The sequence below is a fragment of the Dyella thailandensis genome, from assembly GCF_050749815.1.
Lineage (GTDB): Bacteria > Pseudomonadota > Gammaproteobacteria > Xanthomonadales > Rhodanobacteraceae > Dyella_A.
In genome coordinates this window covers 185,396-208,109 of record NZ_CP192735.1, presented here as the reverse complement: position 1 = coordinate 208,109, position 22,714 = coordinate 185,396, and the positions used below count along the sequence as shown (strand labels likewise).

Annotated in this window: 15 protein-coding genes; 3 read left to right on the top strand and 12 right to left on the bottom strand. The window is 70.4% G+C overall.

Features of this window, described 5'->3' with window-relative positions; all coding sequences use genetic code 11:
• Positions 1 to 62: 62 nt before the first annotated feature.
• Positions 63 to 1,805 carry a phosphoenolpyruvate--protein phosphotransferase gene (gene ptsP / locus ACQVBX_RS00820; protein WP_431636004.1) on the top strand — a complete coding sequence of 581 codons (1,743 nt, stop codon included), beginning with the start codon at positions 63 to 65 and terminating at the stop codon, positions 1,803 to 1,805.
• A gap of 10 nt (positions 1,806 to 1,815) precedes the next feature.
• Here the strand turns inward: ptsP and ACQVBX_RS00815 are convergent, their stop codons facing one another.
• The gene (locus ACQVBX_RS00815) at positions 1,816 to 2,688 is read right to left on the bottom strand and encodes a LysR family transcriptional regulator (protein ID WP_431636003.1); all 873 of its coding nucleotides are present in this window, start codon (positions 2,686 to 2,688) and stop codon (positions 1,816 to 1,818) included.
• A 92-nt stretch (positions 2,689 to 2,780) separates the two neighbouring features.
• On the opposite strand from ACQVBX_RS00815, the gene ACQVBX_RS00810 reads away from it, so the two are divergent.
• Positions 2,781 to 3,836: a YeiH family protein gene (locus tag ACQVBX_RS00810; RefSeq protein WP_431636002.1), complete on the top strand. Its 1,056-nt coding sequence runs from the start codon at positions 2,781 to 2,783 to the stop codon at positions 3,834 to 3,836.
• Between the two features lie 6 nt (positions 3,837 to 3,842).
• Here ACQVBX_RS00810 and ACQVBX_RS00805 read toward each other — a convergent pair whose 3' ends face one another.
• From ACQVBX_RS00805 to ACQVBX_RS00785, 5 genes are all read right to left on the bottom strand, one after another.
• Positions 3,843 to 4,700: a hypothetical protein gene (locus tag ACQVBX_RS00805; RefSeq protein ID WP_431636001.1), complete on the bottom strand. Its 858-nt coding sequence runs from the start codon at positions 4,698 to 4,700 to the stop codon at positions 3,843 to 3,845.
• A gap of 38 nt (positions 4,701 to 4,738) precedes the next feature.
• Positions 4,739 to 5,437, bottom strand: coding sequence for a tRNA (adenosine(37)-N6)-threonylcarbamoyltransferase complex dimerization subunit type 1 TsaB (gene tsaB, locus ACQVBX_RS00800; RefSeq protein WP_431636000.1), 699 nt, complete (start codon positions 5,435 to 5,437; stop codon positions 4,739 to 4,741).
• 134 nt (positions 5,438 to 5,571) lie between these two features.
• Positions 5,572 to 6,993: a sugar porter family MFS transporter gene (locus ACQVBX_RS00795; RefSeq protein ID WP_431635999.1), complete on the bottom strand. Its 1,422-nt coding sequence runs from the start codon at positions 6,991 to 6,993 to the stop codon at positions 5,572 to 5,574.
• A gap of 129 nt (positions 6,994 to 7,122) precedes the next feature.
• Entirely contained in the window at positions 7,123 to 7,623 is a 501-nt protein-coding gene (locus tag ACQVBX_RS00790) for a VOC family protein (protein ID WP_431635998.1), read from the bottom strand.
• Positions 7,624 to 7,799: 176 nt separating this feature from the next.
• Entirely contained in the window at positions 7,800 to 9,758 is a 1,959-nt protein-coding gene (locus ACQVBX_RS00785) for an ATP-dependent DNA helicase (protein WP_431635997.1), read from the bottom strand.
• A gap of 191 nt (positions 9,759 to 9,949) precedes the next feature.
• On the opposite strand from ACQVBX_RS00785, the gene ACQVBX_RS00780 reads away from it, so the two are divergent.
• Complete coding sequence (locus ACQVBX_RS00780) at positions 9,950 to 10,546, top strand: DUF4166 domain-containing protein (protein ID WP_431635996.1); 597 nt, start codon at positions 9,950 to 9,952, stop codon at positions 10,544 to 10,546.
• Here the strand turns inward: ACQVBX_RS00780 and ACQVBX_RS00775 are convergent.
• The 6 genes from ACQVBX_RS00775 to hrpA all read right to left on the bottom strand — a co-directional run bounded on the left by ACQVBX_RS00775 (position 10,540) and on the right by hrpA (position 22,641).
• A complete protein-coding gene (locus tag ACQVBX_RS00775) occupies positions 10,540 to 11,067 on the bottom strand; it encodes a tetratricopeptide repeat protein (protein WP_431635995.1) in 528 nt (175 codons plus the stop codon). The two genes, ACQVBX_RS00780 and ACQVBX_RS00775, sit on opposite strands and share 7 nt — an antisense overlap.
• 5 nt (positions 11,068 to 11,072) lie before the next feature.
• The gene (gene mrcB / locus ACQVBX_RS00770) at positions 11,073 to 13,397 is read right to left on the bottom strand and encodes a penicillin-binding protein 1B (RefSeq protein ID WP_431635994.1); all 2,325 of its coding nucleotides are present in this window, start codon (positions 13,395 to 13,397) and stop codon (positions 11,073 to 11,075) included.
• Positions 13,398 to 13,523: 126 nt separating this feature from the next.
• Positions 13,524 to 14,369, bottom strand: a complete 846-nt coding sequence (locus tag ACQVBX_RS00765; RefSeq protein ID WP_431635993.1) for an SDR family oxidoreductase — start codon at positions 14,367 to 14,369, stop codon at positions 13,524 to 13,526.
• Positions 14,370 to 14,373: 4 nt separating this feature from the next.
• Positions 14,374 to 16,119, bottom strand: a complete 1,746-nt coding sequence (locus tag ACQVBX_RS00760; protein WP_431635992.1) for a tetratricopeptide repeat protein — start codon at positions 16,117 to 16,119, stop codon at positions 14,374 to 14,376.
• A 91-nt stretch (positions 16,120 to 16,210) separates the two neighbouring features.
• Positions 16,211 to 18,346, bottom strand: a complete 2,136-nt coding sequence (locus ACQVBX_RS00755; protein ID WP_431635991.1) for a RelA/SpoT family protein — start codon at positions 18,344 to 18,346, stop codon at positions 16,211 to 16,213.
• A 128-nt stretch (positions 18,347 to 18,474) separates the two neighbouring features.
• Complete coding sequence (gene hrpA, locus ACQVBX_RS00750) at positions 18,475 to 22,641, bottom strand: ATP-dependent RNA helicase HrpA (protein WP_431635990.1); 4,167 nt, start codon at positions 22,639 to 22,641, stop codon at positions 18,475 to 18,477.
• Positions 22,642 to 22,714: the final 73 nt, after the last annotated feature.

Here is a 22,714-nt window from a genome sequence, read left to right as displayed (position 1 = left end):
TCGATCGCGATGCGCGCGTGCGCCACGCCCGCGCTGTGCCTCTCCGCGACCGGTGACCACGCATGAGGCAGAGCCTGCCCGGCACGGTGGCGGCCAAGGGCATGTGCCTGGGCCGCGCGCGGCTGGTGCAGCCCAGTCGCTACGCGGTGGACAACCGGCCGCTCGGCGAAGACGAGGTCGAGGCCGAGCTCGAACTGCTGCATCTGGCGCTGGACACCGCGCGGCAGGAGCTGCGCGAGCTACGCACCAAGCTGCACGGCGCGCTGGCGCGTGAGGTGAACGAGTTCATCGACGCGCACACCCTGCTGCTGGACGACCCGGAGATGCTGCGCGGGCTCGACGACATGATCCGCATCGGCCACTACCGGGCCGGCGCTGCGCTCAAGAAGCAGCGCGACCGCATTGTCGCCGTGTTCGAGGCGATGGACGATCCCTACCTGCGCAGCCGGCGCGAGGACGTCGACCAGGTGATCAACCGGGTGATCTCCGCGCTGCAGCGCCAGACCACCGCCGAGGAGCGCAAGCTCGCCGCACGCGTGGGCGAGATCCTCGTCGCCGACACCATCGCACCGGGTGACATGGCGCACCTGGCCGGCCACGGCCTGCTGGGCGTGGTGACCAGTTCGGGCAGCCCCTACTCGCACAGTGCCATCCTCGCCCGCAGCCTGGACCTGCCGATGCTGGTCGGCACGCGCGACGCGCTGTCGACCATCCACGATGACGACCTGATCCTGCTCGACGCCGAGCAGGGCGAGGCGATCGTCCATCCCACCGCGCAGGATCTCTCGCGTTACCGCGCCTGGCAGCGCGAGGCGGCGCTGGAAGGCCGGCGCCTGGCCAAGCTGGCCAACGCACCCTCGCGCACCCGCGACGGCGCGGAGATCAAGCTGCTGGCCAACGCCGAGTCCAGTTCGGACGTGGCCATGGCGCGCGCCCGCGGCGCCGACGGGGTGGGCCTGTACCGCACCGAATTCCTGTTCCTGCGTCACAAGGGTCTGCCCAGCGAGGAGGAACAGTTCGTCGCCTATCGCGACCTGGTGATGGGCATGGGCGGCCTGCCGGTGACGATCCGCACGCTCGACCTGGGTGCGGACAAGGCTGACGCCGCCGGCATCGCGCTGCGCGGCGAGGACAACCCCGCGCTCGGCGTGCGCGGGGTGCGGCTGTCACTGCGCCATCCGGCGGTGTTCACCACGCAGATCCGCGCGATTCTGCGCGCTGCCTGCTACGGGCCGATGCGCGTACTGGTGCCGATGATCACCCAGCCGGACGAGATCATTGCCGTGCGCACGCTGTTCAAGCTGGCTCGCCAGGAGCTCAAGCAGGAAGGCGTCGACCTGCCGGAGAAATTGCCGCTGGGCGCGATGATCGAGGTGCCCGCCGCGGCGATCAACGTACGCGCCCTGCTTGAGCACGCCGACTTCCTCGCCATCGGCACCAACGATCTGGCTCAGTACGTGCTGGCCGCCGACCGCGGCAACGACGCGCTGGAGAACGTCTACAACCCGCTCAACCCGGCCCTGTTGCGATTGATCTGCCACGTGATCAGCGCTGGCCGCCGGGTCGGCAAGTCGGTGAGCCTGTGCGGCGAGATCGGCGGCGACGTGAACTTCACCGCGCTGCTGCTGGCGCTGGGCCTGAGCGAATTCAGCATGCATCCCAGCCAGATCCTGCAGGTGCGTGACCGCCTGGGCGAGCTGGATCGCAGCGAACTGCGCCGGCTCGCGCCGCGGCTGATCCGGGCGCATACCCACGAGCAGGTCGAGGCGCTGCTGGCCACGCTCGACAACGCCCTGCCCGCCTGAGCGGCGGGCATTACAGCGTCCGCAGGAACGCCTCCAGCACCGCGCTGCGGTAACGCTGGCGATGCACCAGCACGGAGAGCTGGCGTTCCAGGTCGAGGAAGGGTGTCTTCAGTACCTTCAAGCGGCCGGCGGCCACCGCATCGCTGACCGCCACCGCCGGCAGGCAGGCGATGCCCAGCCCGGCCACCACCGCCTGCTTGATCGCCTCGATCTGATCGAGCTCCAGCACGGTCTGGCCGCTGGGCAGCTGCCCCAGCGCCCGCTCGCTGAGCACACGGGTGGCCGAGCCCGGTTCGCGCAGCACCCAGCGCGCGCCGGCGAAATGCTCGGCGGCAAGACGGCGGCGCCGCGCCAGCGGATGATCCGGGCGAGCGCACACCACCAGGCTGTCCACGCGCCACGGGCGCACTTCCAGCTGCGGGTGGGTTACCGGCCCCTCCACGCAGCCCACGTCGAGGCCGTGATCGAGCATCGCCGCGGCGATCGCCTCGGTATTGGCCACGCGCAGGCGCACGGTCACCTGCGGATGGGATTCCACGAAGTCGCCCAGCAGCTCGCCCACGCGGTAATTGCCCACCGAGTTGCTGGTGCCGATGCGCAACTCGCCGCCGAGCGCCGCATCGTCCTTGCCGCGCCGGCCGAACTCGGCGTAGCGCTCGAGCAGTTCCTGCGCCAGCGGCAGCAGTTCGCGGCCGCGCGCGTTGAGGTGCAGGCGCCCGCGCTCACGGTCGAACACCGGCGCATCGAGCTGATGCTCCATGTCGCGCAGCGCCATGCTGGCGGCAGGCTGGGTGAGATGCAGTTGCCCGGCGGCCGCGCGCACGCTGCCCAGCGTGGCCACGTGCACGAACACCTCGAGCTGGCGCGGACTGATGTTGATCATCAGAAAAACTTATCTCATGCATAAGATATTTCAAGTTTTACTGATAACGCTTCCCGGCGATGATGCGCCGGTCCCTGCCATGGAACCTCCCGATGACTTCGGCTCCCCACCCAAGCCCCGCCTCCGACGCTGCCGCCGCTGCGCCCGCCACCGCGCCCACCCTGGCCGCGCGCTTGCCCGGCCTGCTGCTCACCTTGCTTATCGCCGCTGCCGCCTTCGCGCTGGGGCGGCGCTTCACCCTGGTCGGCGGCCCGGTGATCGGCATCGTGCTGGGCATCGTCATCGCCAACGCGATCAACCTGCCGACGCGGCTGCGCCCGGGCATCCAGTTCGCCTCCAAGCAGGTGCTGCAGTGGTCGATCATCGCGCTGGGCTTCGGGCTGAGCCTCGACCAGGTAGCCAAGACCGGCCTGCAGTCGCTGTCGGTGACCCTGGTGACGATGAGCGTGGCGTTCGTGGCGGCTTGGGGCCTCGGCCGCTGGCTGCGCGTGCACGACGACCTGAAGATCCTAATCGGCGTGGGCACCGCGATCTGCGGCGGCTCGGCGATCGCCGCCGTGACGCCGATCCTGCGCCCGGACGAGCACGACACCGCGTTCGCGATCTCCACCATCTTCCTGTTCAACCTGGTCGCGGTGCTGCTGTTTCCCCTGCTTGGTCACCTGCTGCACCTGTCCGACTTCGGCTTCGGCATGTGGGCCGGTACCGCGATCAACGACACCTCGTCGGTGGTGGCCGCGGGCTACAGCTACAGCCGCGCTGCCGGCGATTTCGCCACCATCGTCAAACTGACCCGCGCCACGCTGATCATCCCAGTATGCATCGTGCTGGCGATCGCCGTGGCGGTGCGCGAGAAGCGCCGCGGTGGCAGCGACTTCAAGCTGTCGCGCATCTTCCCCTGGTTCATCCTGTGGTTCCTGGTCGCCTCGGCGGTGCGCTCGGCCGGGTTCGTGCCGGTGGCCCTGCAGGCGCCGCTGCACCTGGCGGCCGAGTTCCTGATCGTGGTGGCGCTCACCGCGGTCGGGCTGTCGGCCAACCTACGCCGCATGGCCTCCACCGGCGTGCGTCCGATCCTGCTCGGGCTGGGCGTGTGGGCCGCGGTGGCGGTGAGCAGCCTGGCCGTGCAGCTGGCGATGGGCCAGCTGTAAAGCGCGTCAACGACTGTGAAAGATCGCGGGCCGGTCCAGCCGGCTCGCATCCAGCGCTCGCAGCCACGATTCGCGCGCAACGGTCTGCGTGCACGGGCCAAGCGTGCATACGCGGATCGGCCGGCGACGGGCCTCGAGCTGCAGCCGATCCAGCACGGCACGCAGCAGTTCGCCGCCGAACGGCGTGTAGAGATAGAACACGGTGCCAGCGGACAGATCGGCCTCGCGCGCATCGCCCTGCTCAAAACGCGCACGCACCAGACCAAGCTCCCGCGCGCACTGACGCGCCGCAGCCACGTACGCCCCCTGCCATTCGACGCCGATGCTGCGCGCCGGCGTAGCAATTGCCACCAGCAGCGGCACGTGACCGAGCCCCGAACCCAGGTCGATCAGCACATCGCCCTCGCCCAGCGCCAGCCGGGCCAGCATGTGGAAGATATGTCGCGCCGGCGTGGGCTGGTAGAACACCATGCCCTCGTCCAGCGGCAGCAGCGGCTCGGCCGCTTCGCCGATCGCCAGCACGCCGCTGATCAGGTTGTCGAGATGGTCGTAGCGGTCGCTGGAGTCTTCCCCGTTTGCACCGGAAGCCGCAGCCGCGGCCCAGGGGCGTAGCGCCAGCGCGCCGTCGCCGAGCTGGATCGCCTGGCGGATCCGCGCACACAGGGCGTCGTCCACCGCCTGCAGCTCGGCGGCCAGGGACTCCATGCGCTGGCGCAGCCGGGTTTCGTCGGGACTCGCGGACACGCCGAGGGCGAGGCAGGTGTCGAGCCAGTCCAGCGCGTCGCTACGTTCGCGCAGCCGCGCGGGTTCGCGCAGCGACGCATCGTGTTCGAGGAAATCGAGCCGGACGGACGGTGCGGTCATCGCGGCTCAGAACAGCCGCAGGCCCGGGATGGGCACGCTCATCGGCGCCCCTGCTCGGCCAGCGTCAACGCCACCTTGTCGCGCAGGTACACCGGCAACGCCAGTTCGGGTGCCTGCGCGCGCCCGGCGACGCATTCGCGCACGGCAAGACTTGCCACGTGCACGGCCTGCGGGAAGCGGTCACCCTGCGCCGATCGCACGGTGCGACCGGCCAGCCGCTCGCCCAGCACCTCGGCGTACGTCGCCCAGCCGCTGCCCACCACGTGCCAGGCTTCGGCCGGCGGCAGCTGCAGTGATGCGGCAGTGACCACGCGCTCGTCGTCCAGCGCGATCAGGCCGCCCAGTCCGTCGCGGCGATAGCAGGCCACGTAGAGCTCGCCCATGCGGGCGTCGATCACCGCGAGAATCGCCGCGTCGCTGTCGTCGTCAGGCGCCTCCAGCGCCAGCGCGGCGAGCGAGGACACCGTCACCACCGGCACGTCCAGCGCCAGCGCCATGCCCTGCGCCAGCGACACGCCCAGCCGCACGCCGGTGAAGGCGCCCGGCCCGCGGCCCACAGCAATCGCGTCGAGCGCGTGGCGGCCGATGCCGGCCTCGGCCAGCAGCGCATCGGCCATCGGCAACACCAGTTCGGCATGGCGACGCGGCGCCAGTTCGCTGCGCGCGATCACCTCGTCGCCATGCACGAGGGCGACGGAGCACGATTCGGTGGCGGTTTCGATCGCAAGCAGGTTCATGCGCGCATTCTCGCATCGGCGGAACGGGCATGACAGCGCGGCGGGATGGCGGCGCCCGGGCGCTTGGCCGCGGACGCCATGACGAGATCGGGGCCGGACGCGGACGCGCCGGCCCCGATGCTTCGGCGAGGGCCTCAGCCCTGCATGTCTTCCAGCTCCATGCCCTTGGTCTCGCGCACGGCCGAGAGCACGAAGAACAGCGAGATCAACGCGAACGCCGCGTACAGGCCGTAGGCGAAGGTCAGGCCGATCTGCGCCAGCGCCGGGAAGGTGGAGCTGATCACGAAGTTGGCCAGCCACTGCGCCGAGGCCGCCACCGCCAGCGCGATCGCGCGAATGCGGTTGGGGAACATCTCACCCAAGAGCACCCACACCATCGGACCCCAGCTCAGGCCGAAGAACACTACGTAGGCGTTGGCCGCCACCAGCGCCACCGGACCCACCGAGTGCGGCAGCACCAGGTCGGCCCCCGTGCCGGTGGCCTGCGAGAAGCACCACGCCATCACACCCAGGGTCAGCGCCATGCCGGCCGAGCCGACCACCAGCAGCGGCTTGCGGCCGATCTTGTCGACCAGCGCGATCGCCACCAGGGTCACCAGCACGTTCACCACCGAGGTGGCCACGGTGATGGTGAACGAGTCGGCCTCGCTGAAGCCCACCGAATGCCACAGCGTGGACGAGTAGTAGAAGATCACGTTGATGCCCACGAACTGCTGGAACACCGACAGCAGAATGCCCACCCACACCACCGGCAGCAGTCCGGCGGCGGGGCCGCGCAGGTCGCGCAGGCGCGGGCGGTATTCCATCTTCAGGCTGTGCGCGATGTCGCCCACCTTCTTGTCCAGCGCGCTGTCGCTGCTCATGCCGAGCACCTGGCGCAGCACGTTCTTGGCATCGGCCAGCTTGCCCTTGGCGACCAGGTGGCGCGGCGATTCGGGCACGCCGAGCACCAGGCCGCCGTAGATCAGCGCGGGGATCACCGCGATCAGGAACATCCAGCGCCACGCCGCCAGCCCGAACGCCAGCGTGTTGGCCGCCCCGCCGGCGGTGCCGGCCAGCCACGCATCGCTGAGCAATGCCACGAAGATGCCCAGCACGATCGCCAGCTGCTGCATCGAGCCGAGGCGGCCGCGCACGGCCGCCGGCGAGACCTCGGCGATGTAGGTTGGCGCGATCACCGAGGCCACACCGACGCCGAGGCCGCCCACCACGCGCCACAGGATCAGGTCCCACACGCCGAAGGCGAGGCCCGAGCCGAGCGCGCTGATCGCCAGCAGCAGCGCCGCCACCTGCATCGTCCGCACACGGCCGAAGCGGTCGGCCAGCGAACCGGCATACCACGCGCCGGCGGCCGAACCGAGCAGCGCGCACGAAACGGTGATGCCGATCTCCCCCGCGTTCAGACCGAACGCGCCGCGGATCGCATCCACCGCGCCGTTGATCACCGCCGTGTCGAAACCGAACAGGAAGCCGCCCAGCGCGGCCGCCGCCGCGATCACCACCACGCGCAAGGTGGCGTGTTGTTCGGCGTCCGCCGAGGTCTCAGTGATTGCCATCGTGTGTTCCACCCCTGATGTTGAAGTCCCGCCGATTCTGCGACGCCACCGGCGCCGGCTCGACCTGAATACGTATGTACCTTGCACTGCACCAAGCCGCATCGCGACCGTGGTGTGCCCCGCCGCAGGTTACCCCGGCGGCTGCCACAACTCGACGCGATGGCCTTCCGGATCGCGAATCCAGCCGAAGCGGCCGTACTCGCCATTCTCACGCTGCTCGTCCACCCAGACGCCGGCCGCGCGCAGCTGGGCCAGCAGCGCATCGAGATCGTCCACGCGGAAGTTCAGCATGAAGGGCTGTGCCGGATCGCCGAAATAACCCGTGTCCTGCGCGAACGGCGTCCACAAGGTAAAGCCCGGTCGTGCCGCATCCTCCTCGAAGCGCACTCCGCCGTACGAAGGATCCACCACCAGCCCGAGATGCGTGGCGTACCACTGCGCCAGCGCCTCCGGGTCGCGCGCCCGGAAAAACACCCCACCCAAACCTGTGACCTTGGCCATATGCCGACCTCCCCGTTGGAAGCCCGGATGATAGCCAAGCGGCGCGCGAGCGCGCAGGAGCACAAGAACGCTGCCCGAGCGTTCGATGGCGTCGACGCGATCGCTGGCAGCAGCACGTCGCGAGGGCACCTCAGGCGCCGATGTCGTTCGCGCAAGGTCCCCGACACGACACCCAGGACACTCGTTACTTCCTCGCCGTCATTCCCGCGAACGCGGGAATCCATTTGGCCTCATTGCAAAAAGCATGGCGGAGGACCGGTGTCGCCGTGGATAAGCGCCTTCCGCGTTCGCGACAATGACGGCGCCTAGCCGTCCTCGCCCGGCACCGCGAAGAACGCCCGCACGTCGCCCAGCTCCCGCGTACGCGGCATCGGCGGCAGGCTGGCCAGGAACAGCTTGCCGTAGCCCTTGCTCATCAATCGCGGATCGCACAGCACCAGCACGCCGCGATCGTGCACGTCGCGGATCAGCCGGCCCGCGCCCTGCTTCAGCGCAATCGCCGCGCTGGGCACCTGCCATGCCATGAACGGATTGATGCCGGCCTGCTCCAGCGCTTCCAGCCGAGCTTGCAGCACGGGATCGTCGGGCGCGGCGAACGGCAGCTTGTCGATCACCACCACGCTCAGCGCCTCGCCGGCCACATCCACGCCTTCCCAGAAACTCGCCGCGCCAAGCAGCACGCCGTGGCCGCTGGCGCGGAACTCCTCCAGCAGCCGGTGCCGTGGCGCCTCGCCCTGCACGAACAGCGGCCAGGGCACGCGCGTACGCAGCAGCTCGGCGGCGCGGCGCAGCGCGCGGTGCGAGGTGAACAGCAGAAACGCGCGGCCGTCGGAGGCCTCGAGCACCGGCAGCACCGCTTCGGTCACCTTGTCGGTGTAGTCGCGCGCGGCCGGATCGGGCAGCCCCGGCGGCAGGTAGCACAGCGCCTGGCGCACATAGTCGAACGGGCTCTCCAGGCTCAGCGTCTGCGGATCCTCCAGCCCCAGCTGGCGGGCGAAGTGGCCGAACTCGCCGCCCACCGACAGCGTGGCCGAGGTGTGGATCCACGCGGCCTGCGTTCGCTCACGCATCACCCGCAGCGGCGCGGCCAGATCCAGCGGTGTGGCGTGGATGGCGAAGCCGCGCGGAAACAGTTCGTACCAGCGCACGTCGATACCGCGCGCCTCGCCGGCTTGGCCTTCGACGATGCGCTCCAGCCGCTCGCTCAAGGTCAGCGAGCGCTCGTAGACGTTGGCGAAGCCGCGCGATCGCTCCGCCTGCGAGGCCAGCTGGTCAGACAGCGCGGCGACCAGCTCGGCCACATCGAGCAACCCATCGCGCACGGCGGCGCGGCTGTCCAGCTCGGCGAACGGGCCGCGCATCGGCAGTGATTCCATCGCCGCGCGCAGTTGCTTCAGCGCGTCCTGCAGCGCTTCGACCGGCTCCAGCAGCAGGCCGATCGCGCCGGTGATGCCGCTGCATTCGGCCAGCGCGTCCTGCGCCAGCTCCGACAGCTGGCGCGCGCTCACGCTCTGCGAGAAGAACTGGCCGGCCAGCTCCGGCACCTGGTGCGCCTCGTCGAGGATGAAGGCCTGCGCGCCGGGCAGGATCTCGCCGAAGCCTTCCTGCTTAAGCGCGAGGTCGGCGAACAACAGATGGTGATTGACCACCACCACGTCGGCCTCCTGCGCCTCGCGCCGCGCCTTCACCACGTGGCAGTCGTCGTAGAACGCGCACTCCACGCCCAGGCAGTTCTCCGGCGTGGAGGTGACGCGCGGCCACAGCGGCGACTCTTCCGGCACTTCGGCCAGCTCCATGCGATCGCCGTGACGGGTGCGCGCCGACCAGGTGCGGATCGCCGCCAACTGGTGCGCCTGCGCCGGGGCGAGGCTGCCGCCGTCGCGCACGGTCTGGTCCAGCCGGTACAGGCACAGGTAGTTGGCGCGGCCTTTCAGCAGGGCCGTCTTCAGGCGGCTGCCGAGCACCGATCGCACCCGCGGCAGGTCGCGGAAGAACAGCTGGTCCTGCAGCGCCTTGGTGCCGGTGGAGACGATCACCCGTGCGCCGGACAGCAGCGCCGGCGTGAGATAGGCGTAAGTCTTGCCGGTGCCGGTGCCGGCCTCGGCGATCAGCGTCTCGCGCTCGGCGATGGCATGCGCCACCGCCCGCGCCATGTCCTGCTGCGCGGTGCGCGGGGCGAAGTTGGGCAGCTCGCGGGCAAACGGGCCGTCGGCGCCGAGCAGCGCGCCGACGTCGTCGGGCGCGGCGTCATCGGGATCGATCATCCGGCAAGTATGGCGGAGGGTCGTGGAGGCGGCGAGCCAATCGCGACGACCTGTCGTATCGCTTGCGCATCGCTAGTCGGTACGCTGCGCCCTGGTGCCGTCACTGCAGGGATTGCCGATGTTGGAAGCCGCGTGGGGTGGACTGCCGCTGCTCGCGCTGTGGGCCGCGCTGGCCATGTGGAACAACCGGCATGGTTGAGGCAGCCACGATGCATCCGGAAGGCCCTGGCTCCGACGACACCGCCGTCAGCCGCTGGTTCGGGCCGGCGTTCGCGCACCTGCATCCCCAGCTGCAGGCGCTGCATCGCCGCGGTGGCACGCTGCAAGGGCCGCTCGCGATCCGCTTCGGCCGCGGTCTCGCCGGCGTTGTCGGCCGGCGCCTGGCGCGAAAACTCGGCATCCCAGCCGACGGCGCCGCCCATCGGCTGCATGTCGCCATCCACCATGCTGATGGCCTGCTGCACTGGGATCGCCGTTTCGATGACGGCGCACGCTTCGTCTCCACCTTCCGCCCGTACGGCCACTGGCCGGACGGTGGCTGGATCGAGGAGACCGGCGCCGTCTCGTTGCGCTTACAGGTCGACGTGGTCGACGTCGGCTGGCAGTGGAGATGCATCGGCGCGCAACTCGGGCGCTGGCCGGTGCCGCTATGGCTGCTGCCACGCACGCGTGCGGGCAAGCGCATCGAGGCGGGCGACTATCGGTTCGACGTGAGCATCGCCCTGCCGCTGCTGGGCGAAGTGCTCGGCTACGGCGGCCTGCTGCGCGCCGCCGGTGGCGATCAGTAGCGGTTGATGCCGGCCTTGTGGCAGGTCTGTACCCATTTGCGCGCGCTGGCGGCGCCGGCGCTGTCGTCGGCCTGCAGGCGCATTTCCACCACGGTCTGCCAGTTGCGCGCGCACAGCGGCCCCAACTTCGGGCCGAGCGACCACGACTGGTGCGCCAGCTTTTCGGCCAGCGGGTAATCGCGCATGCGCACGGCGATCTCGGCGCGGTCCTGCAGCAGGTCGGGCGACTCGGGGCTGAGCTTGAGCGCCTGGTCGAGCTTGGCGGCTGCATCCGGATAGCGGCCGGCGCGCTCGTCCGCGTGGGCACCGTCCTGCAAGGCGGTGACGGCCGGATCACGCAGCGGGCTCACGTCGATGATCGACTTCTCGCGATCGCCGGCGGCGCGGATCGCCGCCACCAGGTCGTAGTTCGGGCGCGCCGGACGTGCAGCCGGCGGCGGCGCCGAGGCGAACAGGGCACAACCGCCCAGCAGGGTTGCGGCGGCGGGCAACAGGAGACGCAAGGAACGAGGCAAGGGCATGGCGATTACTGCGCGGGCAAGGGGTTGGGCGGCGGCGGATTGTCGTGGCTGCCGCCGAAGAAATCACCCACCCTTTGCCAGAAGCAACCTTCGGTATCCGGCGGTAGGCTACCGGCCACTACCGCCAGCTGACGCGCACCCTCGCACTGCGGATCGGTGCGCTTGCCGTCGGAGGGATTCATCCACGCCAGCTCCAGGCCGGGGCCGGGATCGGCCGACAGCGGACGGGTGGGCAGCTTGGCGAACAGGTCGCGCCATTCGCGCAGCGCGCCGGTGGCGCCGAACAGGCCGGTGGGCTTGTTGTCGTCGCGGCCCATCCAGAACACCGCCAGGTGCTGGCCGGTGAAGCCGGCGAACCAGCTGTCGCGCATGTCGTTGCTGGTGCCGGTCTTGCCGGCGGCATGGAGCCAGGCCAGGCCCGAATCACCGATCGAATGCGCGGTGCCGAACAGCGCCACCTGCTGCATCGCCCAGGTGGTGAGCCGCACCGCGTTCTGGTACTCGCCCGGCCCCTCCTGCACCTCGTAGCGCTTGATCGTGCGGCCGCTGCCGTCGAGCACGCCGCGCACCGCCAGCAGCGGCAGGGCGTGACCATCGGAGGCGAGGTACTGGTAGAGCTGGGCCAGCTGCAGCGGCGCCATGTCCTGCGCACCGATCAGCAGCGAGGGGCTCGGATTGATGTCGTTGAACCCGAACGATTCGAGGAACGCCTTGATCCGCGGCAGCCCCACCTCCAGCCCCAGGTGGATGGTGGCGAGGTTCCACGAGTGCGCCAGCGCGTCGACCATCGGCAGCATGCCGTGGGTCTGGTTGTCGTCGTTGTGCGGCTCCCACATCGTGCCGTCGGGCTGACGCATGCTGATCGGACCATCGTCCAGCAGTGTGCCGAGGTTCCAGCGGGACGGATCGGTGAGCGCCACCAGGTAGACGAACGGCTTGATCGTGGAGCCAACCGGCCGCTGCGCGTCCATGGCCCGGTTGAAGCCGGTGTCGCCGGGCAGCTTGGAGCCGATCACCGCCAGCACGCTGCCGGTGTGCGCATCGGTGACCACGCCAGCCGACTGCACCGCCTCGCCACGCTTGCCCAGCGATTTCACGGTGTTGGTCACCGCCTGCTCGGCGTAGAGCTGGGCGGCCGGGTCGAGCGTGGTGAAGATCGACAGATTACCGGCGCGCAGCGTGTCGTCGTCGAAGTCGGCGGTGATCTGGCTGCGCACCAGGTCCATGAAGGCCGGGAAGCGGTTGTGCGGCAACTGCGCGTTGTCGGCGATGCCCAGCGGCGCGGCCTGCGCCGCGTTGGCCTGCGCCGCATTGATCAGCCCGGTCTGCAGGAACTGCTGCAGCACCAGGTTGCGCCGCTGCAACGCGTGCTGCGGATAGCGGCGCGGATCGTAGTAGCTCGGCCCCTTCACCATGCCCACCAGCAGGGCGATTTCCTGCGGGCGCAGATCTTCCAGGCGACGCCCGAAATAGAACTCCGCCGCCGCGGCAAACCCGTGCACCGCCTGGCTGCCCTGCTGGCCGAGGAACACCTCGTTGACGTAGGCCTGCAGGATGCGCTCCTTCGAGTAGTGCGCCTCGATCAGCAGCGACAGGATCGCCTCGTTGAACTTGCGGGTGAAGTTCTGGTTGCGGTCCAGGAACAGGTTGCGCACCAGCTGCTGGGTCAGCGTGGAGCCGCCCTGCACGGTGTGGCCGGCGCGCAGGTTGGCGAACGCGGCGCGGGCGATGGCGCTGAAATCCAGCCCGATGTGGTGCTTGAAGTCGCGGTCTTCCACCGCCTGCAGTCCGCTGACCAGCAGCGGCGGCACGTCGGCCAGGCGCACGATGCGCCGTTCCTCCTGCTGCGCGCCATACACGGTGGCGATGCGCGCGGGATCGAGATGGGTAAGCTTGATCGGCTTGCCGCTGTCGGCATCCACCAGCGCACTCACCTGGCCGCGCCCCAGCGTGACGCGGATGCGCTTGGGCAGCTCGCCGCCATCCGGCCCGGCATAGCCGCGCGAGGCGATCGTGTAGCGCGTGCCCTGCTTGGCCCAGCGACCGGCCACCTCGCCCTTGCCGTCGTTGCTGTAGCCGGCGAACGTCAACTCCAGCTCAAGCGCCGCAGGGGTCATCGCCACGCCCGGGGCCAGCTCCAGCGGCCGCGCATAGACGCGCGTAGGCACGGCGAACACCAGGTCGTTGAAGCGGTCCTGCACACGCTTGTTGAGGATCAGCGTGTACGGCAGCAGGAACCCGAAGAACAAGCCCATGGCGATCCAGAACGGTACGCGTACCCACGGCCACGCGGTACGGGCGAACGATTGGAGACGGGTCAAAAAGGCCAACGCGTGGAGTTCCCGGTCAAGGCGAACATCGATGATAGGCCCTGCCGCCCGGCGCGAATATGAATGCCGGCCCGGTTCCGCGGGCAGAACGCGGGCAGCGCCGGGCGCGGGCGCGGGCGCGGGCGATCAGCGCGCGTCCAGCCCCCAGCAGCGCGCATCGGGCTGGAACGCGCGCGGCCGCACACCGAGCATGCGGGTGAGCTCGGTGTTGTCGGCGATGAGATCCTCTTCCAGCCGGGCCAGCGGCCCTTGCAGCCTGGGAACCAGACGCGGCCCCAGCCGCAGCAGTGGCCGCGGGATCGGCAGCGGCAGCGTGGCGACCGGCAGGCTCGCGCGCACGCGAGCGAACATTGCTGCGGCACTCAGCCGCTCACCGCCGCCGATCGGCAGCACATGACCGCTGGGCGCATCCTCGCGCAGCGCCGCCACGCAGGCCTGGGCGATATCGTCGGCATGCACCGGCTGGCGCTGGCCGCGACCGGCCGGCAGCGGAAACACGCGCAGGCGCGACGCGCGGTGCGCAATCGGCGTGAGGCTGCGATCGCGCCCGGCGCCGTAGATGATGGTGGGCCGCAACACGTTCCAGCGCAGGCCGCGTCGCGCACACGCCTCGGCCAATGCCGCCTCGCCCTCGCGCAGGCTTTGCGCCAGCGCGCGTTCGGCCGGCACGCGGGAATCACGCTTGGTCTGCGCGCTCATCGAGCTGGTGGCGACGATGCGCGGAGCGCCGTCCAGAGGCGCCGCTTCCAGCCAGCGCGCAAACGGCAGCAGCGGGCCGCAACTGACGATGCCGGCCAGTGCGGGCAGCGCTGCCGGCATCGCCTCGGGCAACTGCCCGACGATCCAGCGCAAATGCGCGCCGCCAGCACGCGCCTGCCGGCTGATCGCCAGCACGTCATGCCCGGCCGCCTGCAGCCGGGGCAGCAGGAAATGGCCGATCTGGCTGCTCGCCCCCAAGACCAGTACGGTCACGCGCTCACGGTTCCGAGTTCAGGCGCGCGGTGAGCTCCGGCAGGCGCGGATGCTGCGGCGCCAGCTTGCGCACGCGCTCGAGCGACTGCGCCGCGCCCTGGCGGTCACCGGTGTCCAGTTGCTGTTCGGCGCGATCGAGCCAGGCGGTGGCGAGGCGATTGCGCAGCTGATCCTGGCTGGGATCGCCGGGCGCGAGATCGCCCAGGTTGCCGAGCATGTCACCGGCGGTGGCGAGACGGCCGTCCTCCAGCGCGCGGTTGAACAGCTGCACCACCACGGCCGGGAGGTTCTGCAGGCCGTCGCGGGCGGCCGTGTTGTTGCCATCGATGGCGAGCGCACCGCGGTACAGGTCGTATGCGCTCGCGCCGGGCGGCAGCATGATGTCGCCGCGCTGCGCGGCGGCTTTTGCCTGGCTCACCAAGTCGGCTACCTTGGCCTGCTGCTCGGGCGAGAGCATCGCCGGCAGCAGGCTGGCGTCCTGCTTCGGTGTCGCGGCGTCCGAGGCTTCGGAGACAGCGTTGGCGGCGCCCGCCGAAGGCGCAGCCACCGACTTGCCGTCCTGGCGCAGGCGAGCGCGCGCCGCCGCGAGATCGGCCGACTTCGGCGCCAGCGCATCGGCCTGGTCAAGCAGGCTGCGCGCCTGGTCCATGTCGCCGCTGTCGATCAGCGCGTTGGCCTGCACGGTGAGCGCCTGCACCACCTTGCCCAGGCCAGCGCGCGCGTCGGGATTCTGCGGGTCGAGCGCGAGCGCCTTCTGGAACAGCGCCAGCGCGGTGTCGTCGCCACTACCGTTGATGCGGCCGGCGCGCAGCGCGTCCATGCCCTGGCTCACCGCCTGGTTCACCGCGTCGTCGTGGGCGCGCTGCACCTGCGCCTGCTGCGCGCGCAGCGACGGCAGGTCACCGTAGCGCGGCAGCAGCGAGGCGAGCTTGTCGATGGTGCTGGAGGCGGTCACCGCGTCGCCGGCATCGAGCGCCTTGCGTGCCTGGTCGGCGTAGGCACCGCCCACTTGGTCCAGCCCGTGCGCGGCCACCGCATTGCCCGGATCGGCTGCCAGCACCTTGGCGAACAGCGCGGCGGCGCCGTCGTCGCCGTCGAGCTTGCCGGCGGCGAACGCCTGGCGGGCGCGATCGACCAGATCGTCGGCATGCACGCCATTGGCGCGCGCCTGAGCGATGCGGCGATCGAGCTGATCCACCTCGTCGCCACCGCCGAGCAATTCGCGCGCCGCCGCGGCGGAACGCGTGGCCTCGTCGAGTTGACCGGCCGCCAGCTGCTTCTGTGCCTGGGCCAGCTCGGCCTGGCCCACGCTGCGCAGGCCGGCCAGGGCGCGGTCGTTGTCCGGCTCCAGTGCGCGCGCGGCCTGGAACAGCTCGCGCGCACTGGTGCCGTCGGTGCCGTCGAGATGGCCGGCATCGAGCGCGGCCGTGGCGCGCGAGAGCACGTCGTTGAAGCTGGTGCGCGGCACCAGGCCACGCAGGGAGTCCTGGTTCAGCCACAGCACCGTGATCGCGCCCACCAGCAGCAGCAAGACCAGCGGCACCAGCCAGCCGCGGCGGCGCGGCGGCTCCGGCGACGGCGAACGGGAAGCGGGCGGCGCGACGCGGCGCGGTGGCGGATCGAGCGTGACGCGCGGCAGGTCATCGGCCGCCGCCGGCGCGCGCGCGGCCGGGCGATCGAGGTCGTCGAGGTTGCCCAGCGTGGGCTCGGTGCGCCCTTGCGGGCCGCGCGGGTCGTTGCGTCCGCTCATGATCTGCCGCTGTGGATGAAACCGCCGAAGCTTAGCATCGCAGGGCGGCCCGACAGCCCCGGCGCGGCCCGTCGTTCAACTGCCAGCCGGCTCAGCGGCTGCCCACGCGCCGGGCATCGACCACGTTGGGCAGCGCCACCAGCTTGGCCAGCAGATGCGAGAGCTGCTCGTAGTCGCGCACGCGCAGCGTGAAGCGCATCTCCACCTCGCCGGTGCGCACGAACATGCGGCTGGACGAGGCGATGATCGGGATGTTGGCGTTGCTGATCACCGCCGTGACGTCCTTCTGCAAGCCCTTGCGGTCGTAGCCGTGCAGCTCGATGTCGACCTGGTAGGCCTGCGCCGCCACGCGCCCCCAGCTGACGTCGATCACCCGGTCCGGATCGCGCCGCGCCAGGCGCGCCAGCGCCGCGCAATCCGCGCGATGCACCGACACGCCGCGCCCACGCGTGACGAAGCCGCGCACCGGATCGCCCGGCAGCGGCTGGCAGCAGCGCGCCAGCACGGTCAGCAGGTTGCCCACGCCTTCGATGCTCAGCGCGCTCTGATCGATCGCCGGTGGGCGCGACGCCGGTAGTGCGGGCGCCGTCTCCGGCGGTGCCGGCGGCTGCGCGGCTTCCTGCAGCAGGCGCGAAATCTGCCCCGGGTTCACCTCGCCCAGCGCCAGCGCGATCAGCAGCTCGTCGTGCGTCTTCAGGTGGAACTGCGCGGGCATGCCGGTGAGGTCGGCATTGGGCATCGCCAGCCGCTTGAGCTCGCGCTCCAGCATGGCGCGACCGGCGGCGAGATTGGCGTCGTGCGCGATGCGGCGGAACCAGGCCCGCACCTTCTCGCGCGCCCGCGCCGTGTTGAGGTAGCCATGATGGGCCGAGAGCCAGTCGCGGCTGGGCTCGCCGACCTTGGTGGTGAGAATCTCCACCCGATCGCCGCTGTGCGGCTGGTAGGTCAGCGGCACGATGCGTCCGTTGACCTTGGCGCCGCGGCAGCGGTGCCCGACCTCGGTGTGCACGTGGTAGGCGAAATCCAGCACGGTGGCGCCGTGCGGCAGGTCGAACACCTCGCCGCGCGGCGTCAGCAGGTAGACGCGATCTTCCAGCAGCTCGGTCTGCAGCTCGGCCGCCAGTTCGCCCTCCCCGTCGGCGCGCGGTTCGAGCAGCTTGCGCATCCAGGCGACCTTGGACTCGAACTCCGCATCCGCGCTGCCGCCCTCCTTGTAGCGCCAGTGCGCGGCCACGCCCAGCTCGTTGGCGCGGTGCATGTCGTGGGTGCGGACCTGCACCTCCAGCGTCTTGCCGTGCGGGCCGATCACCGCGGTGTGCAACGAGCGGTAGCCGTTCGCCTTCGGGCGCGCCACGTAGTCGTCGAACTCGCCGGGCAGGTAGGGCCACAGCGCGTGCACCACGCCCAGCGCGGCGTAGCAGTCAGCCACGCTGTCGACTAGGATGCGCACCGCGCGGATGTCGTACAGATCGGAAAAGGCCAGCGCCTTGCGCTGCATCTTTTTCCAGATCGAATAGATGTGCTTCGGCCGCCCGGCGAGGTCGGCGTGGATGCCGGCCGCCGTCAGTGCCTTGTCCAGCTCGGCCAGCGACTGGCGAATGAAACTCTCGCGGTCCTCGCGGCGCTCGTCGAGCAGCTTGGCGATGCGGCGATAGGTATCCGGTTCCAGATAGCGGAACGCCAGATCCTCCAGCTCCCACTTCAGCTGCCAGATGCCCAGGCGATTGGCCAGCGGGGCGTGGATGTCGCGCGTCAGCCGCGCCAGCTCGGTGCGCGCGGACTCGCTCAGTGCCAGCGCCGTGCGCATGCGCGCCAGCTGCCGCGCCAGCAGCACGAACACCACGCGCAGGTCGCGGATGATCGCCAACAGCAGCCGGCGCAGGCCTTCGGAACTGGCGGCACCGCTGCGCTGCGCATGCAGCGCCCACACTTTCTCGGCCGCTTGCTGCCCTTCCACCAGCCGTCGCAGCTCCGGCGCCAGCGCGGCCGCCTGCGCCTCGTAGGCAGCGGGCGCCGCCTGCGCCAGGGCGAACCACAGCGCAGCGGCCTGGGTCTGCGCATCGCAGCCGAGCATCACCAGCAGGTCCAGCACATCGGCGCATTCGCCCTGCTCTACCGGAGCCGCGGCGCAGGCATCCAGCGCACTCACCAACACCGCCGGCAGCGCGGCGCGGCGCGCCAGCCAGGGTGCGAGCGAAGGCGTGTTGCCGTGGGTGATGGGGATCATCGCGGTGCCAGCAGTACCAGTCGCTCATTCTAAGCGAGCGCGGTAGCGGAGCGGCCGCCGCGGCTTCATCGCGGTTGGGCTGGCGGCAGGCTTCGCGCCGCCGGAAGACGCATCGCGAGGCTGTCCGCTCAGACCGCCTCGATGGCCTCCAGCGCTCGCGCCAGACGCTTGGCCGACACCGGCTCGGCGGTCTTGAGCTCCTGCGCGAACAGCGACACGCGCCATTCCTCGATCAGCCAGCGCAGTTCCTCCAGGCCATCGCGGCCTTCGGCGCGGTGGTTGAGGTAGGCGCGCCAGTACGGCAGCACCTGCAGCATGCGCTGCTGGTCCTTGGCCGGATCCTGCCGCAGTCGTTCGGCGCGTAGCCGCATGGCCTTGAGGTAACGCGGCAGATGCGCGAGGCGTGCGGTCGACAGCTCGCGCGTGAAGCCGGTCGCGAGCAGGGCGTCGAGTTGCTCGTGCAGGTCGTCGTAGCTGGCCCGGGCGAAGCCCATCAGTGGCGGCTGCAGCCACGGCTTCATCTCCGCCTGCGCCTCGATGATCGGCTCGGCCAGCTTCAATCGCTCGACCGCGCTGGCGAACAGTTCGCGCGACGCCTGCGTGCGCAGCGCCTCGAACGCGCCCGCGGTGCGCACGTCCAGCTCGTGGCGCCCGAGCAGATCGCCGAAGCCGCCTTCGACTAGGTCTTCGCGCAGGCTATCGATGCTGCCCAGCGGCGCGTATTTGAGCGACAGCGCGTTGGCGATCGGCAACCGCCGGCGCGCCTGCTTCATGTCGGCGGCGAGCGCGTTGCGCAACAGCCGGATCACGCCGGCGCGATGCGACTCACTGGCCTCGTCGCGGCGCTCGAACACGCGCAGCGCCACCGTCTCGCCCAGGTCCACCAGGGCCGGAAAGGCCAGCAGCCCACCGGCCGAGCGCACCTGTGCGGGGATCTCCTCGAAATCCCAGGCAGCCACATCTTCGCGGGTGAGCTCCACGTCGGTCTTGCGCGAGAACGCCTCGCGCGCCTGGCCTTCCCACTGCGCACGCAGCGCGGCGAGATCGCGTGACGCGGCCAGCGTGCGGCCGCTGTCGTCGTGCAGGCGATAGCGCATGGAGAAGTGCGCCGGCAGCTCCACGGCGGCGAACTCGACGGCGGTCACCTCGACGCCCGTCGCACGCTTGAGGAAGGCGGCTAGCGCCCTGGCCAGCGGCTCGTCGCGCGGCGCCTCGGCCTCGACGAAGGCGCGCGCGAAATCCGGCGCGGGCACGAAGTTGCGGCGCAGCGCCTTGGGCAGGCCGCGGATCAGCTCGGCCACCTTCTCGCCCAGCAGGCCGGGCACCAGCCATTCGCAGCGCGCGGTGGGCAGCGCGTTGAGCATGGCCAGCGGCAGGTGCAGGGTGACGCCGTCGGCCTCGTCGCCGGGCACGAAGCGGTATTCCAGTCGATAGCGCTGCGGGCCGATGTCCATAGCTGCCGGGAACGCCTTCGGGTCGAGTCCCGCACCGCCGACCATCACGTCGTCGATCGACCAGCGCAGCGCCGCCTGCTCGGCCGGGCGGGCCTTGCGATACCACGCCTCCAGCGCGCGGCTGCTGGCAATATCCTCCGGCAGCTTGCCCTCGAAGAAAGCGACCAGTTCATCCTCGTGGCGGATCAGGCCCTCGCGGCGCTGCTTGGCTTCGATGCCGCGCGCGTCTTCCAGCACGCGCTGGTTGGCGCGCAGAAAATCCACCTTCGCCTCGATGTCGCCGCGCGCCAGCGCTTCGCGCAGGAAGATTTGGTGCGCCAGCGCGGGATCCTGCTGCTGGAACGTCACCGCGCGCCGCTCCACCAGGTTCAGCCCGAACAGGCTCACCTGCTCGTAGGCCACCACGCAGCCGCGCTTCTTCGACCAGTGCGGTTCGCGGCAGCTGGACTTGACCAGATGCGCGGCCTGCTCCTCGATCCACTGCGGCTCGACGCGGGCGCACATCATGCCCCAGACCTTGCCGCCGACATCGAGGATCTGCGCGGCGAACACCCAGTTCGGCGGCAGCTTGGCCAGCGCCGAGCCCGGGAAAATCTGGAACTTGCGCTCGCGCGTGGAGCGAAACACGCCCTTCTCGTCCTTGCGGCCAACCTGGGTGGGCAGGCCCGCCAGCAGGCTGCGGTGAATCGACTCGAACAGGCGCGCGGCGTCCTTTTCATTCGAGCCGTCGCCTTCGCCTCCACTACCCGCCGAGGAGATGAGTGAAGTAGAGGACTTGGGCTCGGGACGATCGCTCCTCACGCGTCGGGAACCTGGCGCTTCGCTGCGCGAAGCGCGCCCCCTCACCCCAGCCCTCTCCCCCGGCTGCGCCTGGGGAGAGGGAGTCTTGCTGGCTTCGGCACCGGTCCTTGGCGAGGTTGCCCCTTTCATCCCAGCCCTCTTCTCGCCCGGCTGCGCCGAGGGAGCGGAAGCGTCGGCATCTAGTTTCCAGCCCAGCTCATCCACCACCAGCAACAACTGCCGATGCAGCTCGCGCCACTCGCGCATGCGCAGGAACGACAGGAAATGCCGCGAGCACCAGTCGCGCAGCTTGGACTGGGTCAGCTCCTCGCTGGCGTCGTGATAGGCGCGCCAAAGGTTGAGCACGCCGAGAAAATCGGACTTCGGATCGGCGAACACCGCGTGCGCCGCGTCAGCCTGCCCGCGCGCGTCGGCCGGGCGCTCGCGCGGATCCTGGATGCTGAGGAAGGACACTACCGTCAGCAGATCGCGCAGGCAGCCGAGCCGGCGCGCCTCCACCAGCATGCGGGCCAGCTGCACGTCGATCGGCAGGCGCGCGAGGTCACGGCCGATCGCGGTGAGCGAGCGCTTTTCGTCGATCGCCGAGATCTCGGCCAGCCGGCGGTAGCCATCCGCGATCACGCGCGGATCGGGCGCCTCCAGGAACGGAAACTCGTCCACCTCGCCCAGCTTCAGCGCCAGCATGCGTAGGATCACGTTAGCCAGCGAGGAGCGCAGCAGTTCTGGATCGGTGTAGGCGGCCCGTGCGGCGAAGTCCGCCTCGTCGTACAGCCGATAGCAGATGCCCGGCCCGATACGGCCGCAGCGGCCCTTGCGCTGGTCCGCGGCCGCCTGCGAGACCGGCTCCACATGTAAGCGCTCGAGCTGGCTGCGCTGGCTGTAGCGCTTGACCCGCGCCGTGCCGGTGTCGACCACATAGCGGATGCGCGGCACGGTAAGCGAGGTCTCGGCCACGTTGGTGGCGAGCACCACACGGCGCTTCGGGCCGGGCTTGAACACGCGGTCTTGGTCACCGGCCGACAGCCGCGCGTACAGCGGCAGGATCTCCGTCTCGCGGTATTGCCGGCGCGACAGCAGCAGGTGCGCGTCGCGGATCTCGCGCTCGCCGGGCAGGAACACCAGCACGTCGCCCGGGCCGCCGCCGAGGCTGCGGTCGGCGATGATCTCGTCGATGACGTGGGCAATGTGCTCGGCGCTGCCCTGCTGCATCTCGCCGCGACTCTTGCCGCCGGCATCGCCGTCGACAGGGCGCCAGCGCACCTCCACCGGATACGCGCGTCCCTCCACCGACACCACCGGCGCACCGTCGAAATGCTCGGCGAAGCGGGCCGTGTCGATCGTCGCCGAGGTGACGATGATCTTCAGCTCTGGCCGCTTCGCGGCAAGCCGCTTGAGGTAGCCGAGCAGGAAGTCGATGTTGAGGCTGCGCTCGTGCGCCTCGTCGATGATCAGCGTGTCGTAGTTCGACAGCCACGGATCGCCCTGCGTCTCGGCCAGCAGGATGCCGTCGGTCATGAACTTCACCAGCGTGCGCTCGGAGACCTTGTCGGTGAAGCGCACCTGGAAGCCGACCTGGTCGCCGATGCTGGTGCCCAGCTCCTCGGCCACGCGGTTGGCGACCGAGCGCGCCGCCAGCCGGCGCGGCTGGGTGCAGCCGATCATGCCGGCTTCACCGCGCCCGGCGGCCAGGCACAGCTTGGGCAGCTGGGTGGTCTTGCCCGAGCCGGTCTCGCCGGCGATCACCACCACCTGGTGCTTGCGGATCAGCTCGACGATCTCGTCAGCGCGCGCGGTGATCGGCAGCGATTCGTCGAGCTTCACCGCCGGCTTGGCGGCGACGCGCGCCTGCCGCCTAGCAGCGGAAGCCTCGATGGCCGCGGCCAGCGCATCGAGCTTGGCTGCATCCGGCTGGCGCGACAGTCCGCGCCAACGTCCCAGCAGGCGGCCGAAGTCGCGACTGGATACGCCATCGAGGGCGCGGCGCAGGTCGCGCAGGCGGGAGTCGGGCGAGGGGGAGGCGTGGGCGGCGGGATCGTTCATGGGACCGCACATGATAGCGGCTGGCTATGGCCGGCATCGGCAGGATTCATTTCCCCGTGTCATGCGGCGCGAC

Bases quoted from the DNA above. Each gene is read 5' to 3' on its own strand.
- ptsP (WP_431636004.1), top strand. From the start codon at position 63: ATGAGGCAGAGCCTGCCCGGCACGGTGGCGGCCAAGGGCATGTGCCTG.
- ACQVBX_RS00815 (WP_431636003.1), bottom strand. From the start codon at position 2,688: ATGATCAACATCAGTCCGCGCCAGCTCGAGGTGTTCGTGCACGTGGCC.
- ACQVBX_RS00810 (WP_431636002.1), top strand. From the start codon at position 2,781: ATGACTTCGGCTCCCCACCCAAGCCCCGCCTCCGACGCTGCCGCCGCT.
- ACQVBX_RS00805 (WP_431636001.1), bottom strand. From the start codon at position 4,700: ATGACCGCACCGTCCGTCCGGCTCGATTTCCTCGAACACGATGCGTCG.
- tsaB (WP_431636000.1), bottom strand. From the start codon at position 5,437: ATGAACCTGCTTGCGATCGAAACCGCCACCGAATCGTGCTCCGTCGCC.
- ACQVBX_RS00795 (WP_431635999.1), bottom strand. From the start codon at position 6,993: ATGGCAATCACTGAGACCTCGGCGGACGCCGAACAACACGCCACCTTG.
- ACQVBX_RS00785 (WP_431635997.1), bottom strand. From the start codon at position 9,758: ATGATCGATCCCGATGACGCCGCGCCCGACGACGTCGGCGCGCTGCTC.
- ACQVBX_RS00780 (WP_431635996.1), top strand. From the start codon at position 9,950: ATGGTTGAGGCAGCCACGATGCATCCGGAAGGCCCTGGCTCCGACGAC.
- ACQVBX_RS00775 (WP_431635995.1), bottom strand. From the start codon at position 11,067: ATGCCCTTGCCTCGTTCCTTGCGTCTCCTGTTGCCCGCCGCCGCAACC.
- ACQVBX_RS00760 (WP_431635992.1), bottom strand. From the start codon at position 16,119: ATGAGCGGACGCAACGACCCGCGCGGCCCGCAAGGGCGCACCGAGCCC.
- ACQVBX_RS00755 (WP_431635991.1), bottom strand. From the start codon at position 18,346: ATGATCCCCATCACCCACGGCAACACGCCTTCGCTCGCACCCTGGCTG.
- hrpA (WP_431635990.1), bottom strand. From the start codon at position 22,641: ATGAACGATCCCGCCGCCCACGCCTCCCCCTCGCCCGACTCCCGCCTG.